Source organism: Micromonospora coxensis, from assembly GCF_900090295.1.
Taxonomy (GTDB): Bacteria; Actinomycetota; Actinomycetes; order Mycobacteriales; family Micromonosporaceae; genus Micromonospora; species Micromonospora coxensis.
Map to the genome: position 1 here is coordinate 2,969,345 of NZ_LT607753.1, position 13,917 is coordinate 2,983,261.

General features: G+C 72.6%; 15 protein-coding genes. 10 read left to right on the forward strand and 5 right to left on the reverse strand.

Annotation, left to right across the window (positions count from 1 at the left end; all coding sequences use genetic code 11):
• Positions 1–175: 175 nt before the first annotated feature.
• From GA0070614_RS13370 to GA0070614_RS13400, 7 genes are all read left to right on the forward strand, one after another.
• The gene (locus tag GA0070614_RS13370) at positions 176–1,480 is read left to right on the forward strand and encodes an ABC transporter substrate-binding protein (RefSeq protein ID WP_088976267.1); all 1,305 of its coding nucleotides are present in this window, start codon (positions 176–178) and stop codon (positions 1,478–1,480) included.
• Positions 1,481–1,553: 73 nt separating this feature from the next.
• Positions 1,554–2,540 (forward strand): carbohydrate ABC transporter permease, encoded by a 987-nt coding sequence (locus GA0070614_RS13375; RefSeq protein WP_088976268.1) that lies wholly within the window; start codon positions 1,554–1,556, stop codon positions 2,538–2,540.
• Positions 2,540–3,373, forward strand: a complete 834-nt coding sequence (locus GA0070614_RS13380) for a carbohydrate ABC transporter permease (protein ID WP_088976269.1) — start codon at positions 2,540–2,542, stop codon at positions 3,371–3,373. Before GA0070614_RS13375 ends, GA0070614_RS13380 begins: the two co-directional genes overlap by 1 nt.
• Before the next feature lie 56 nt (positions 3,374–3,429).
• On the forward strand, positions 3,430–4,812 hold the full coding sequence (locus GA0070614_RS13385; protein ID WP_088976270.1) for a GH1 family beta-glucosidase: 1,383 nt from the start codon (positions 3,430–3,432) through the stop codon (positions 4,810–4,812).
• A gap of 19 nt (positions 4,813–4,831) precedes the next feature.
• Positions 4,832–5,839 (forward strand): LacI family DNA-binding transcriptional regulator, encoded by a 1,008-nt coding sequence (locus GA0070614_RS13390; RefSeq protein ID WP_088976271.1) that lies wholly within the window; start codon positions 4,832–4,834, stop codon positions 5,837–5,839.
• Positions 5,840–5,937: 98 nt separating this feature from the next.
• The gene (locus tag GA0070614_RS13395; RefSeq protein WP_088976272.1) at positions 5,938–6,351 is read left to right on the forward strand and encodes a RidA family protein; all 414 of its coding nucleotides are present in this window, start codon (positions 5,938–5,940) and stop codon (positions 6,349–6,351) included.
• A 1-nt stretch (position 6,352) separates the two neighbouring features.
• On the forward strand, positions 6,353–7,249 hold the full coding sequence (locus tag GA0070614_RS13400) for a GNAT family N-acetyltransferase (protein ID WP_088976273.1): 897 nt from the start codon (positions 6,353–6,355) through the stop codon (positions 7,247–7,249).
• On the opposite strand, the gene GA0070614_RS13405 is transcribed toward GA0070614_RS13400, so the two are convergent.
• Both GA0070614_RS13405 and GA0070614_RS13410 read right to left on the reverse strand, forming a co-directional pair.
• Entirely contained in the window at positions 7,250–7,765 is a 516-nt protein-coding gene (locus tag GA0070614_RS13405; RefSeq protein ID WP_088976274.1) for an O-acetyl-ADP-ribose deacetylase, read from the reverse strand.
• A gap of 1 nt (position 7,766) precedes the next feature.
• The gene (locus GA0070614_RS13410; RefSeq protein WP_088976275.1) at positions 7,767–8,561 is read right to left on the reverse strand and encodes an EI24 domain-containing protein; all 795 of its coding nucleotides are present in this window, start codon (positions 8,559–8,561) and stop codon (positions 7,767–7,769) included.
• 86 nt (positions 8,562–8,647) lie between these two features.
• On the opposite strand from GA0070614_RS13410, the gene GA0070614_RS13415 reads away from it, so the two are divergent.
• Positions 8,648–9,625 carry a helix-turn-helix transcriptional regulator gene (locus GA0070614_RS13415; RefSeq protein WP_088979411.1) on the forward strand — a complete coding sequence of 326 codons (978 nt, stop codon included), beginning with the start codon at positions 8,648–8,650 and terminating at the stop codon, positions 9,623–9,625.
• On the opposite strand, the gene GA0070614_RS13420 is transcribed toward GA0070614_RS13415, so the two are convergent.
• Positions 9,616–10,533 (reverse strand): SDR family oxidoreductase, encoded by a 918-nt coding sequence (locus tag GA0070614_RS13420; protein ID WP_088976276.1) that lies wholly within the window; start codon positions 10,531–10,533, stop codon positions 9,616–9,618. The two genes, GA0070614_RS13415 and GA0070614_RS13420, sit on opposite strands and share 10 nt — an antisense overlap.
• Positions 10,534–10,610: 77 nt before the next feature.
• Here GA0070614_RS13420 and GA0070614_RS13425 point away from each other — a divergent pair, with 77 nt between their 5' ends.
• Complete coding sequence (locus tag GA0070614_RS13425; RefSeq protein WP_088979412.1) at positions 10,611–11,348, forward strand: nucleotidyltransferase domain-containing protein; 738 nt, start codon at positions 10,611–10,613, stop codon at positions 11,346–11,348.
• Positions 11,349–11,443: 95 nt separating this feature from the next.
• On the opposite strand, the gene GA0070614_RS13430 is transcribed toward GA0070614_RS13425, so the two are convergent.
• Entirely contained in the window at positions 11,444–11,893 is a 450-nt protein-coding gene (locus tag GA0070614_RS13430) for a VOC family protein (protein WP_088979413.1), read from the reverse strand.
• Positions 11,894–11,959: 66 nt separating this feature from the next.
• On the opposite strand from GA0070614_RS13430, the gene GA0070614_RS13435 reads away from it, so the two are divergent.
• Complete coding sequence (locus GA0070614_RS13435; RefSeq protein WP_088976277.1) at positions 11,960–12,553, forward strand: CGNR zinc finger domain-containing protein; 594 nt, start codon at positions 11,960–11,962, stop codon at positions 12,551–12,553.
• 61 nt (positions 12,554–12,614) lie between these two features.
• On the opposite strand, the gene GA0070614_RS13440 is transcribed toward GA0070614_RS13435, so the two are convergent.
• Positions 12,615–13,847 carry a serine hydrolase domain-containing protein gene (locus GA0070614_RS13440; protein WP_231933626.1) on the reverse strand — a complete coding sequence of 411 codons (1,233 nt, stop codon included), beginning with the start codon at positions 13,845–13,847 and terminating at the stop codon, positions 12,615–12,617.
• Between the last annotated feature and the right edge of the window lie 70 nt (positions 13,848–13,917).

Genomic DNA, 13,917 nt, shown 5'->3' on the forward strand with positions numbered 1-13,917 from the left:
CACGGCTCGGATTCACGAGAGAGCGCTCTCTTGACAGAAAGCGAAGGCACTCGGCAGGCTGACGTGAGAGCGCTCTCTCAGCCCCTCTGATCCATGTCGGGAGATGGCTGCGACTCGCTCAGCAGCAGGTCCAATGCGCACCACCACCCGATGACCTGAGAGGAATCCGAGGAAGATGGGTACCTTTTCGCGCCGCCGCCTGGCGGCCGTTGCCCTCGTCGCCACCACGGCGCTGCTCGGCACCGCCGCGTGCGGCGGCGACGAGGCGGCCGAGGACGGGCCGATCACGCTGACCGTGGACGTCTTCGGCCAGTTCGGCTACGAGGAGCTCTACAAGGAGTACATGGCCAGCCACCCCGGCGTGAAGATCGTCGAGCGGGGCACCGGCAGCAACCTGGACGAGTACTCGCCGAAGCTGACCCAGTGGCTCGCCGCCGGCAAGGGCGCGGGCGACGTGGTCGCCATCGAGGAAGGGCTGCTGGTCGAGTACAAGGCCAACCCGCAGAACTTCGTCAACCTGCTCGACCACGGCGGAGCCGAGCTCAAGGGCAACTTCCTGGAGTGGAAGTGGAACCAGGGGCTCACCGCCGACGGCAAGCAGCTGATCGGCCTCGGCACCGACGTCGGCGGCATCGCGATGTGCTACCGCAAGGACCTCTTCGCCAAGGCCGGCCTGCCGACCGAGCGGGACGAGGTCTCCAAGCTCTGGCCGACGTGGCAGGACTACATCAAGGTCGGCGAGCAGTTCAAGGCGAAGAACACCGGCGCCTCGTTCCTCGACGGCGCGACCAACACCTTCAACACCGTCCTGCTCCAGGCCGCCGGCAACTCCACCGGTTACAGCTACTACGACACCAGCGACAACCTGGTCGTCGACAGCAACCCGGCCGTCAAGCAGGCGTACGACACCACGATGGACATCATCGACTCCGGCCTCTCCGGCAAGTACGGCTCCTGGTCGGAGGAGTGGGTCTCCGCCTTCAAGCAGTCGAAGTTCGCCACCATCGCCTGCCCCGCCTGGATGACCGGCGTCATCGAGGGCAACGCCGGTGAGGCCGCGAAGGGCAAGTGGGACGTCGCCGACATCCCCGGCGACGGCGGCAACTGGGGCGGCTCCTTCCTCGCCGTGCCGAAGCAGAGCAAGCACCAGGCCGAGGCGATCGAGCTGGTCAAGTTCCTGACCAGCGCCAAGGGCCACGTCGGCGCGTTCAAGGCCAAGGGCGCGCTGCCGTCCTCGCCGCAGGGGCTGCAGGACCCGGCGGTCGTCGACTCGACGAACGCGTACTTCTCCGGCGCTCCCGTCGGAAAGATCTTCGCCGAGGGCGCCAAGAGCCTGAAGCCGGTCTACATGGGCCCGAAGAACCAGGCCGTGCGCACCGAGGTGGAGAACGCCGTCCGCACGGTGGAGCTGGGCCAGCGCAACCCCGAGCAGGGCTGGACCGACGCCGTGAACAACGCCAAGAAGGCCGCCGCCAAGTAGTCCGAGTCGAACGTACGGGCGGGCCCGGGGTGCACCGGACCCGCCCGTACGGCGGAAGAAGGAGTCTCACGGCATGGCCGTCCAGCTCGACGCCCGGCCGCCGGTCGTACCGGCGCCGCGCCACGCCCGCTCGCCCCGGGGCAGCCGGCTCACCCGGTTCGACACCCGGTTCTCGCCCTACCTCTACATCGCCCCGTTCTTCCTGCTCTTCGCCGTCTTCGGCATCTACCCGCTGGTCTACACCTTCTGGGTCTCGCTGCACGACTGGGACCTGCTCGGCGCCAACCCCACCTTCATCGGGGCGCAGAACTACAGCCAGCTGATGGCCGACCCCGACTTCTGGCACTCGGTGGTCAACACCCTCGGCATCTTCGTCCTCTCGACGGTGCCGCAGTTGCTCCTCGCGCTCTGGCTGGCCAACCTGCTCAACCGGCAACTGCGGGCGCGTACCGGCTGGCGGATGGCGGTGCTGGTCCCGAACGTCACCTCCACCGCGGCCGTGGCGATCGTCTTCGGCGTCCTCTTCGGCCGCGAGTTCGGCATGATCAACTGGTTGCTGGACCTGGTCGGGATCGACGCGATCAACTGGAAGTCGAACCGGATCGCCTCCTGGGTGGCCATCTCGACCATGGTCGACTGGCGGTGGACCGGCTACAACGCCCTGATCTTCCTGGCCGCGATGCAGGCCATCCCGCGTGACCTCTACGAGTCCGCGTCGATCGACGGGGCCAGCCGGGCCCGGCAGTTCTGGTCGATCACGGTGCCGCTGCTCAAGCCGACGATCATCTTCGCCGTCATCATCTCCACCATCGGCGGGCTCCAACTCTTCACCGAGCCGCGTCTCTTCCACTCCGGCACCAACGCCATCCGCGGCGGTCCGCTGCGCGAGTCGCAGACGGTGACCATGTACATGTTCGAGAACGCCTTCGCGCCGCACTACAACTTCGGCTACGGCTCGGCCGTCGCCTGGCTGCTCTTCGCCCTGATCGCGATCGTCGCGGCCATCAACGTGCTGGTGCTGCGCCGTCTCGGCGGCGGCGGGCGCAAGGAGGGATCCTGATGACCCGACTCTGGTCGGCCGGCCGGCTCACCTACGCGGCACTGGCCCTCACCGCCATCCTGTCGATCTTCCCGATCTACTGGATGTTCGTGGTGGCCAGCCGCACCAGCGACGCGATGGGCCAGGTGCCGCCCCCGGTCACCCCCGGCGGCAACCTCGGCGCCAACATCGCCCGGCTCTTCGCCAACACCGACGCGTACTTCCTCACCGGTCTGATCAACTCGACGATCGTCGCGGTGTCGGTCACCGTCTCGGTGGTCTTCTTCTCCACCCTGGCCGGCTTCGCCTTCGCCAAGCTGCGCTTCCGCGGCCGCAACGCGCTGCTGATGGTCATCATCGCGACGATGATGGTGCCCACCCAGCTCGGCGTCATCCCGCTGTACATGTTGATGACGAAGCTGAACTGGAACGACCGCCTCCCGGCGGTGATCGTGCCCGCGCTGGTGACCGGCTTCGGCGTGTTCATGATGCGCCAGTACGCCGGCCAGGCGGTCAGCAACGAGCTGATCGAGGCGGCCCGGGTGGACGGGTGCAGCACCGCCCGGATCTACTGGAACGTGGTGCTGCCCGCGCTGCGCCCGGCCGCCGCCGTGCTCGGCCTGCTCACCTTCATGACCACCTGGAACGACTTCCTGTGGCCGTACGCGGTGCTCAACGATCCGGAGAACCCCACCGTGCAGCTGTCGTTGCGGGCCCTGTCCGACGGGTACTACCAGGACATGTCGCAGGTGTTCACCGGGACGGCGATCGCCACCCTGCCGCTGCTGCTGGTCTTCGTCGTGTTCGGCCGCCAGATCATCGGCGGCATCATGGAAGGTGCGGTCAAGGCGTGAGCGCGAGGAGTGAGCCGGTCCTGCGAGCCCCGCAGTCGCGAACGAAAGAAGGCAACGTGACCGAGCTCCGTTTTCCCGAGAACTTCGTCTGGGGTGCGGCCACCGCCGCGTACCAGATCGAGGGTGCGGTCCACGAGGACGGGCGCGGCCCGTCGATCTGGGACACCTTCAGCCGTACCCCGGGCAAGGTCTTCCAGGGCCACACCGGCGACGTCGCCTGCGACCACTACCACCGGTACGCCGACGACGTGGCGCTGATGGCCGACCTGGGGCTCAGGGCGTACCGCTTCTCGGTGGCCTGGCCCCGGATCCAGCCGGACGGCACCGGCCCGGTCAACCAGCGCGGGCTGGACTTCTACGACCGGCTCACCGACACGCTGCTGGCCCGGGGCATCGACCCGATCGTCACCCTCTACCACTGGGACCTGCCGCAGTCGTTGCAGGACCAGGGCGGCTGGACCAACCGGGACACCGCCGAGCACCTGGCCGACTACGCCGTCGCCGTGCACACCCGGCTCGGTGACCGGATCCGCACCTGGACCACGCTCAACGAGCCCTGGTGCTCGGCCTACCTCGGCTACGGCAACGGGGTGCACGCCCCGGGCGAGCAGGACCCGGGCAAGGCGTTCGCCGCCGTACACCACCTGCTGCTGGGGCACGGCCTGGCGGCCCGCGCGCTGCGCGCGGCCGGCGCGGAGACCCTCGGGATCACCGTCAACCCGGCGGACGTGCAGCCGGCGGACCCGGCCAGCGCCGCCGACGCCGCCGCCGTGCGGCTGGTCGACGGCCTGCACAACCGGATCTTCCTCGACCCGCTGACCGGGGCCGGCTACCCGCCCGACGTGCTGGAGCACGTCAGCCGGCTGGTCGACCCGACCTTCATCCGGGACGGCGACGAGAAGACCATCGCCGCGCCGATCGACCTGCTCGGCATCAACTACTACGCCCCGACCTACGTCGCCGGCCGCCCCGGCGCGGGTGGCGGCGGCGGGGCGTACCCGGGCACCGAGGGTGTGGTGGAGTTCCTGCCGCCGACCGGCCCGCTGACCGAGATGGGCTGGATGATCGAGGCGGCCGGGCTGGGCCGGCTGCTGGAGCGGATCGGCCGGGACTACCCCGGGTTGCCGCTGATGATCACGGAGAACGGCGGGGCGTTCCCCGACAAGGCGGGCGTCGACGGCCCGGACGGGCTGGGCCAGGTCGCGGACACCGACCGGATCGCGTACCTCGACGGTCACCTGCGCGCCGCGCACCAGGCCATCGCCCGGGGCGTCGACCTGCGCGGCTATCTCGTATGGTCGTTGCTGGACAACTTCGAGTGGGCCGAGGGGTACCGGAAGCGGTTCGGGATCGTCCACGTCGACTACCTGACCCAGCGGCGCACACCGAAGTCCAGCGCCCGGTGGTACCAGGAGGTGATCTCCCGGAACGGGCTGTGACGAGGTGGTGGTAACGGGGATGACGACGGCACAGCGACCGACCCTGGAGGCGGTCGCCCGCCGGGCCGGTGTGTCCCGGGCGACCGTGTCCCGGGTGGTCAACGGCTCCACCACCGTCGCCGGGCCGATCCAGGAGGCGGTCCGCCGGGCCGTGGCCGAGCTGGGGTACGTGCCGAACCTGGCCGCCCGCAGCCTGGTCACCCAGCGGACCGACTCGGTCGCCCTGGTGATGCCGGAGGAGGCCACCCGGGTCTTCTCCGACGACCAGGTCTTCCCCGGGATCATCCGGGGCGCGGCCCAGGAGCTGGAGGCGGCCGACAAGCAGCTCGTGCTGATGCTGGCCGGCTCCCCCGCCGGGCACGCCCGGGTCGAGCGCTACACCACCGGCCGGCACGTGGACGGGGTGCTCTTCGCCTCGCTGCACGGCGCGGACCCGCTGCCCGGCAAGCTCGCCCAGCTCGGCATCCCGGTGGTGTGCAGCGGTCGGCCGCTCGGCGGCGCGGACGTGCCGTACGTCGACGTGGACCACGTGGGCGGGGTGAGCAGGGCGGTCCGGCACCTGATCACGAACGGTCGGCGGCGGATCGCCACCATCGCCGGCCCGCAGGACATGGTCGCCGGGATCGAACGGCTCGCCGGCTACCGGAACACGATCGCCGAGGCCGGGCTGACGGAGCGGGTGGCGTACGGCGACTTCACCCGGGAGTCCGGCGCCCGGGCGATGCACCAGCTGCTCGACGAGCACCCCGACCTGGACGCGGTCTTCGCCGCCTCCGACCTGATGGCACACGCCGCCCTGCGTACGCTCCGCGAGGCGGGGCGGCGGGTGCCGCAGGACGTGGCGGTGATCGGCTTCGACGACATCGAGACCGCCGCGTACACCGATCCGCCGCTGACCACCGTCCGGCAGCCGATCGTGGAGCTGGGCCGGGCGCTGACCCGCCAGCTGCTGCGGATCACCGCCGGCGAGGAGATCGACGAGGCGCTGATCCTCCCGACCGAGCTGGTGCTGCGCGAGTCGGCGTGAGCACGGCCCGGGGCGTCACCGCGACGCCCCGGGCCCGGCCTGCCCGGTGGTCCGTTAACCGGTCGAGCGACGGGGCCGGGCGGCGGTAGCGTCGCCGGATGACCGGCCCCAGCCACCTGATCCACGTGCCCGCCCTCTCCGACGTCGCCGAGTACGCCTACGCCGCCACGGTCGACCCGCCCGCCCGGCTGGTCTTCACCGCCGGGGCCTGCCCACTCGACGCCGACGGCCGCACCGTCGCCCCCGGCGACCCGGTGGCCCAGGCCCGCCAGGTGGTGGCGAACATGGAGACCGCGCTGGCCGCCGCCGGCGCCCGCCTCGCCGACGTCGTCAAGACCACGGTGTACGTGGCGTCGTCCCGCCGGACCGACCTGGTGGCGGTCTGGGAGGTGGTCCGGGACGCCTTCGGCGACCACGATCCGCCGAGCACGCTGCTGGGGGTGGCCGTGCTCGGCTACCCCGACCAGCTCGTCGAGGTCGAGGCGGTCGCCGCCGTCCGGGTGGTGGGCTGACGTGCGGATCCGCACCGCCGTCCCCGAGGACGCCGCCGAGGTGGTGGCGCTGCGCGCCGTCGTCCACCCGTACCTGGTACGCGGGATCGAGTCGACCCGCCGCATGATCACCGAACCGCCGCCCGGGGAGGAGTGGACGGCCTTCGTCGCCGAGGTCGACGGTCGGGTGGTCGGCTGGGCGTCGGCGTACCGCAACACGCAGACCTCCGCGCCGGACCTCGGGGAGATCGCCCTCCTGCACGTGCACCCGGAGCACCGGGGCCGGGGCGCGGGCCACGCGCTGCTGGACGCCGCGCTGGACCATCTCCGGTCGATCGGGGCACGCCGGGTGCTCACCACGGCCCGATCCGAGGGGCTGCCGTTCGCTCACAGGCACGGCTTCACGCCGAGTCGGGAGGTGCGGTACTCGGCGCTCGACCTGCGTCCGGTCCCGCCGATGCCGCAGCCGCCGCCGGGCGTACGCCTGCTGTCGGCCGCCCAGGTCGACCCCCGTGCGCTGTACCGGCTGGACGCCACGGCCTCGCCCGACGTGCCCGGCGACGTCCCGGTCGACGCGATGAGCTACGAGAGCTGGCAGCACGACGTCTGGCACAACCCCGGGTTCGACCGGGAGGCGAGCACCGTCGCCGAGACCGCCGGCACCCTGGTCGCCCTCAGCCTGGTCAAGCGGGACGGCGACCGGATGTGGTCGGAGTTCACCGCCACCCTGCCGCAGCACCGGGGACGGGGCCTGGCCCGGTTGACGAAGCAGGCCGCCCTGCACCTCGCCGCGACGCGCGGCGTACGCACCGCGTACACCTCGAACGACGAGGCGAACGCGCCGATGCTGGCGGTCAACGACCGGCTCGGCTACCGCCCGGTGGCGTCCCAGTGGTCCTGCCTGCGGGAGCTGACCTGATCAGCCGGCGTCGCACACCCGACGGGCGGTGGCGTACGTGTCCGCGCCGAAGAGCACCAGCCGGGCCTCGGTGACGGTGGCCGGTTCGGCGGCCCGCAGCACGGTCAGCGCCTGCCGTACGGCGTCGTCGACCGGCCAGCCGTAGACGCCGGCCGAGATCAGCGGGAACGCCACCGTCGCCGCGCCCAGCCCGTCGGCGACGGCGAGGCTGTTGGCGTAGCAGTCGCGCAGCAGGCCGGAGCGGTCCTCGGTGGCCGAGTGGACCGGCCCGACGGTGTGCACCACCCAGCGGGCCGGCAGGTTCCCGGCGGTGGTGGCGACCGCCTGCCCGGTGGGCAGGCCCCGGCCGTAGCGGGAGGCGCGCAGCGCCCGGCACTCCGCCAGGATGGCCGGGCCGCCCCGGCGGTGGATGGCGCCGTCGACTCCGCCGCCGCCGAGCAGCGACGAGTTGGCCGCGTTGACCACGACGTCGACCTGCTGGGCGGTGATGTCCCCCTCGACCAGGGTGATCTCCACGTCAGCGCTCCTCGGTGGACTGACCCAGCGACCGGCGGGTCAGCAGGGTCGCGCCGGCGACGGCGGCCGGCATGACCAGCACCGCGCCGAGCGGGATCAGGAAGCAGAGGAAGACCGCCACGCCGAAGCCGAGGGTGGTGGGCCGGTCCGCCTTCAGGACGGACCGCCGGTCGGGCAGCCGCATCCCCCGCCGGCCGAACGGCGCGCCGACCAGTTCCACGGCGAGCAGCCAGCCGCCCACCGCCGCCCCGATCACCGGCACCACGGTCTGCCCGACCACCGGGATGAACCCGGCGGCGAAGAGCGGGATGCCGAAGAGCACCGACAGGCCGACCAGCCGCAGCGAGTCGACGACGCTGCGCCGCAGCGACGCCCAGAGCGGCACCTCGACCGCGCCGGGGGTGCCGCCCAGCCGCTCCTCCACCCGCTCGGAGATCTTCTCGTAGAACGGGTCGCCGATGACCAGGGTGACCGCGGTGAAGCTGACCACCGCGAGCAGGCCGCCGAGGCCGAGGAAGGCCAGCCCGGCGACCACCCGCACCAGGCTGCGCGGGGTCGCCGACCAGTCGTCCGCGAACGGCGTGACCAGGGCGGCGAGGTCGTCGACGAACCACACCAGGGTGGCGAACGCGGTGACGAACACCGCGCCCGAGATCAGTGCCGGCACGACGCCGAGCAGCATCAGCCCGGGGCTGCGCACGTACAGGCCGAGACCGCGCAGGAGCAGACCCACACCGGAGAAGAAGCGGCCGGCGGCGCCGGCCACCGGCCGGGCGATGTCGCGGGGTGCGTTCACGAGCGCAGAGCCTAGTGGCCACCGGCCGGCCGGGCCGGGCGAGGCGCGTGCTCCGGTCGTGGATCCGGCTGGGGCAGGATGGCGGGGTGCGCGCCTCCCGGCTGATCTCCCTGGTCCTGCTGTTGCAGTCCCGGGAGACGATGACCGCCACCGAGCTGGCCCGGGAGCTGGAGGTCTCCGAGCGGACGATCTACCGGGACGTGCTGGCGCTCTCCGCCGCCGGGGTGCCGGTCTACGCCGACCGGGGGCGGGCCGGCGGCTACCGGCTGCTCGGCGGCTACCGCACCCGGCTGACCGGGCTGACCCGGGACGAGGCGGAGGCGCTCTTCCTCGCCGGACTGCCCGGTCCGGCCGGCGACATGGGGCTCGCCGACGCGGTCGCCGCCGCCGAGCTGAAGGTCCTCGCCGCGCTGCCGCCGAGCCTGCGCGACGCGCCGGCCCGCACCGGGCAGCGGTTCCACCTGGACGTGCCGGGCTGGTTCCGCGACTCCACCCCGCCGCCGCTGCTCGCCGACCTGGCCCGCGCGGTCTGGGCGGACCGGGTGGTCGAGCTGCGCTACCGGCGCGGCGACCGGGAGGTCACCCGCCGGGTCGAGCCGTACGGGTTGGTGCTCAAGAGCGGGACCTGGTACCTGGTCGGTCGGGTCGGGGACGACATGCGCACCTACCGGGTCGACCGGGTGCTCGCCGTCGTGCCGGGCTCGGAGGGGTTCACCCGGGACGAGGACTTCGACCTCGGCGGGTACTGGCGGGAGCAGGCCGAGGCGTTCCTGCGGGCGATGCTCCGGGAGTGGATCACCGTACGGGTGAGCCCGGCCGGCCTGCGCGCGCTGCGCCGGTCCGCCGACGCCCCGTTCGTGTACGACGAGGCCCTCGCCGCCGCCGGCGGGCCCGACGGGCAGGGCTGGGTGGTGACCCGGCTGCCCGTCGAGTCCGTCGACGTGGCGTACGACCTGGTGCTCCGGCTCGGTCCGGAGCTGGAGGTGCTCGACCCGCCACAGCTGCGGGAGCGGCTGGCGGAGGCGGCCCGCCGCCTGGGTGAGCTGTACGGCGCTCAGCGGTAGTCGGAGACGTCCGCCTTCCGGCCGCCCTCGACGACCTCGCTGATGTACCGGAAGCCCTGCGGCCGGCTGCCGTCGAGGTCGGTGAAGCCGTACACGGTCGCCAGCTCGCCACTGTCGGTGGACTTCCCGTTCCACCGGTGCCTGTCCGGGTCGGCGGCCAGCGCGGCCACCGCCCGCCCGACGTACGCCGGGGTCTCCGAGATGACGAAGTCCGGTTCCTTGGCGACGGCGTCGCGCCAGTTCTCCTCGGTGACGCCGTAGTGGTCCAGCATCGCCTCCGAACGCAGCCAGCCGGGGGTGACCGCCACCGCCGTGCACCCGTGCGGCTCCAACTCCTCGGCCTGGACGAAGGCGAGCCGGTTGACGCACGTCTTGGCCAGGTCGTAGAAGGCGGACAGCCGGTAGTGCGTGTCGTTGTACGCCTTGGTGCCGTCCCCGATCTCCACCACCAGGCCGCCGGGGTTGCGGATCAGCAGCGGCAGCGCGAAGTGGCTGGTGATCAGGTGGGTGTGCACGGCCAGTTCTAGGGTGCGGAAGCCCTTGTCGAGCGGCTGCTTCCAGACCGGTTCGTTCCAGGTGATCAGGTGGTCGCTGCCCCACACGTCGTTGACCAGCACGTCGAGCCGGCCCTGTTCGGCGTCGATCCGGGCGACCAGGTCACGGACCTGCTCGGGCGCGGTGTGGTCGACCCGTACCGCGATGCCGGTGCCCCCGGCGGCGGTGACCAGTTCGGCGGTCTCCTCGATGGTCTCGGGCCGGTCCATCTCGGAGCGGCCGGCCCGGCTGCTGCGGCCGGTGGCGTAGACGGTGGCCCCGGCCGCCCCGAGCTGGATCGCGATCTGCCGTCCGGCGCCCCGTGTCGCCCCGGCCACCAGCGCGACCTTCCCTTCCAGCGGTGTCGTCGTCATGCGTCGAGCGTGTCAGTGATACCTGACAGCCGAAGTCCGGTTTCGCGAAGAGGGTGTGGTGGGTCATGCTCGCCGGCATGCACCTGCTGCTCTCCGGGATCGTCGGCTCGGTCGCGTACGGGCTGGCCGGGCCGGGCTCGGACACCGACCGGATCGGCGTGTTCGCCGCGCCCACGGTGGCCTTCCACGGCCTGCACCCGCCCCGGGAGTCGGTGGTCACCACCGACCCGGACGTCACCCTGCACGAGGCCGGGAAGTACGCCCGGCTGGCGCTGAGCGGCAACCCCACCGCCACCGAGCTGATGTGGCTGCCCGACGACTGCTACGAGACCCGGACGGACCTGGGTGAGCGGCTGATCGGGATCCGGTCGGCGTTCCTCAGCGCGCCCCGGGTCCGCGACGCCTACCTGGGGTACGCCGCGCAGCAGTTCCGCAAGCTGACCGCGCGACTCTCCGACGACTCCGGCTCCCGGCGCGGTGTCGGGCCCGACGGGCCGGAGTCGTCGCAGGTGGGCGGTCGGTGGCGCTCGGCGAAGCACGCCCGGCACCTGGCCCGGCTGCTGCACCAGGGCCGGACGCTCTACGCGACCGGCGTGCTGGAGATCCGGCTGGCCGACCCGCAGTGGTTCCGGGCGTTCGGCGAGCGGGTCGCCGGTGGCGCGCTGGACGAGGCGCAGCGGCTGGTCGCCGAGGCGGAGCGGGACTTCGACCGGATCCGCACGCCGCTGCCGCAGCGGCCGGACGAGGCGGTGGTGGAGCGCTGGCTGCTCGACGTGCGCGCCGCGCACCTCCCACCGGAGCCGGCCCGGCGCTGACCCGTCCGCCGGCCGCACCTGTATCCCGGGGGCGGTGGCGAGGTGAGCGGGGCGGCCAGGCCGAGTGCCCGCCGCCGGACGGACGGGCGGGCGGGTCACTGCACGTCGAACTCGTTGCCCTCCGGATCGGCCATGGTGGTGTGCACGCTGCCCCGGTCGGCCACCTCGCGCAGCACGGTCGCCCCGAGCCCTTCCAGCCGCTTCACCTCGGCCTCCCGGGCGCCCGGCGCGACGTGCAGGTCGATGTGGAGCCGGTTCTTGACCTGCTTCGGCTCGGGCACCGCCTGGAGGAGCAGCCGGCGGCCCAGGCCCATGTCACTGGCCGGGTCCGCCGGGTCGTCCGGGTGCCGGACCGCGGCCAGCTCCCGGAAGGCCCGCCGGCCGTCCACCTCGACGTACGCCTGCGGCGGCAGCGCCCCGGACTCGACCAGCCCGTCGATCAGGGCGGTGTGGTCCTCGACCCGGTAGCCGAGGGCCTCGGCCCAGAACCCGGCCAGTCGGATCGGGTCCGCGCAGTCGATCACGAGCTTCCAGTGCAGCGCCATCGCGTCCTCCGTCACTCGGCGGCCACCCGGCGGACGACCGCACCTGTAACCACTTATAGTGGTTACGTGACGGACGACGCAAGCGGACTCACCCTCACCTCCCCCGAAGGGACCCGCTACCGGTTCGACCCCGGCGCGCTCTGCCTGGAGTTCCTGACCACCGGCGGCCCCGGCGAGCTGGCCCGCTACGACGTGCTGCACCAGCCCCGCGACCTGGCCGACTGGCTGGCGCTGTCCCGGCTGCGCCTCGACCCGGCCGACGTCGACACCGACGCCGACGAGCTGGCCCTCGCCCGGCGGCTGCGCGACGCGCTGTGGCGGATCGCGCGACGGCGTACCCGGGGCGAGACGCCGGAGCGCGCGGACCTGGCGGTGGTCAACGAGGCCGCCACCGCGCCGCCGCTGATCCCGCAGGTCGCGGCCGACGGCGGGCGGGCCTGGCTGCTGCCCGCGACCGGCGGCCAGGCGCTCAGCAGCATCGCCCGCGACGCCGTCGACCTGCTCACCGGCCGCTACGCCGACCGGATCCGGGAGTGCGGGGCGCCCGACTGCCAGCTGGTCTTCGTGGACACCTCGCGGCCCGGCCAGCGGCGCTGGTGCGCCATGGAACGCTGCGGCAACCGGCAGAAGATCCGGGCCCTGCGCGCCCGCCGCGACTAGCGCGGCAGGACCGGACCGGGAAGGAGCCGAGGCGGCGGCCGGCAAGGGCGGCGGCTCGGTGTCAGTCGTCGATGGCCTGGTAGACGGTGGTCCAGAAGTCGTGGTGGGCCCAGATCGAATTCGGGGCGGACGCCCCGACCTGGGTGAGCAGGATTCCGGTGAGCTGGTGCTCCGGGTCGGCGTAGGTCGACGTGCCGCTTCCGCCGTCCCAGCCGAACTGGCCCTCGGGGGCGTAGTCGCCGCGGTAGGTGCGCACCGCCATCCCCAGGCCCCAGCCGCCGTGCTGCCCCTGGCCGAACGAGACGTGCACGTTGTCGCGGGCCATGGCGGTCCGGGCGGCCTGCTGCTCGGGCGTGAGACGGTTGGTGGTCATCAGCTCGACGGCGGGCCGGGACAGGATCCGCTCGCCGCCGTGCATTCCCCCGTTCAGCAGCATCCGGAAGTAGGCGTGGTAGTCGTCGACGGTGGAGACCAGCCCGCCGCCACCACCCGGGAACGCCGGAGGCCGGCTCCACCGGCCGCCCTCGGCCTCGTCCCACACGTGGAACTCCCCGGTCTGCGGGTCGGGGGCGTAGAGGGGCGGCAGCCGGTCGATCCGGTCGGCGGGCACGTGGAAGCCGGTGTCCTTCATCCCCAGCGGCTCGAAGATGCGCTCGCGTAGGAACGTCTCGAACGACTGGCCCGTGACCCGGGCGACCAGCACGCCGACCAGATCGCTGCTGATCTGGTACTGCCAGCGCTCCCCGGGCTGGTGCATCAACGGAAGCGTTCCCAGGCGGCGCATCCACTCGTCCGGTTCGGGCATCGGCTCCGGCAGGTTGGGGGTGAGCCCCTGCGCGAACACCTCGCCCATGATCGGGGTGCCCAGCGCCGTCATGTCCATGCCGAGCCCGAACGTCGAGGTCAGCACGTCCCGTACGGTGATCGGCCGGCGCGCCGGCACCGTGTCGTCCAGCGGGCCGTCGATCCGCTCGAGCACCCGACGGTCGGCCAGTTCGGGCAGCCACGGCGTCACCGGGTCGTCCAGCCGCAGCCGGCACTCGTCGAGCAGCACCATCGCCGCCGCGATCGAGACCGGCTTGGACGTCGACGCCATCCGGAAGATCGTGTCGCGGCGCATGGGCGCCCCACCGTCGTGGCGCATCGTCCCGATCGTTTCGACGTGCGTCTCCCCGCCCCGGCTGACCAGGGCGACGAGCCCGGGGATCCGCCCGGACTCCACATGCCCCGCCAGCACCGCACGCAGTCGGCGCAACCCCGCCGCGGAGAAGCCGCTGTTGCCGGTTCCCATCATGGAACTCCTCACCGCCATCGCTGAACCGTTCATGCAGCCACCATCGCCATCCGCGCTGACACGGGACTGA

Coding starts and splice junctions, on each gene's coding strand:
- GA0070614_RS13370 (WP_088976267.1), top strand. CDS start 176: ATGGGTACCTTTTCGCGCCGCCGCCTGGCGGCCGTTGCCCTCGTCGCC.
- GA0070614_RS13375 (WP_088976268.1), top strand. CDS start 1,554: ATGGCCGTCCAGCTCGACGCCCGGCCGCCGGTCGTACCGGCGCCGCGC.
- GA0070614_RS13380 (WP_088976269.1), top strand. CDS start 2,540: ATGACCCGACTCTGGTCGGCCGGCCGGCTCACCTACGCGGCACTGGCC.
- GA0070614_RS13390 (WP_088976271.1), top strand. CDS start 4,832: ATGACGACGGCACAGCGACCGACCCTGGAGGCGGTCGCCCGCCGGGCC.
- GA0070614_RS13395 (WP_088976272.1), top strand. CDS start 5,938: ATGACCGGCCCCAGCCACCTGATCCACGTGCCCGCCCTCTCCGACGTC.
- GA0070614_RS13420 (WP_088976276.1), bottom strand. CDS start 10,533: ATGACGACGACACCGCTGGAAGGGAAGGTCGCGCTGGTGGCCGGGGCG.
- GA0070614_RS13425 (WP_088979412.1), top strand. CDS start 10,611: ATGCACCTGCTGCTCTCCGGGATCGTCGGCTCGGTCGCGTACGGGCTG.
- GA0070614_RS13430 (WP_088979413.1), bottom strand. CDS start 11,893: ATGGCGCTGCACTGGAAGCTCGTGATCGACTGCGCGGACCCGATCCGA.
- GA0070614_RS13440 (WP_231933626.1), bottom strand. CDS start 13,847: ATGATGGGAACCGGCAACAGCGGCTTCTCCGCGGCGGGGTTGCGCCGA.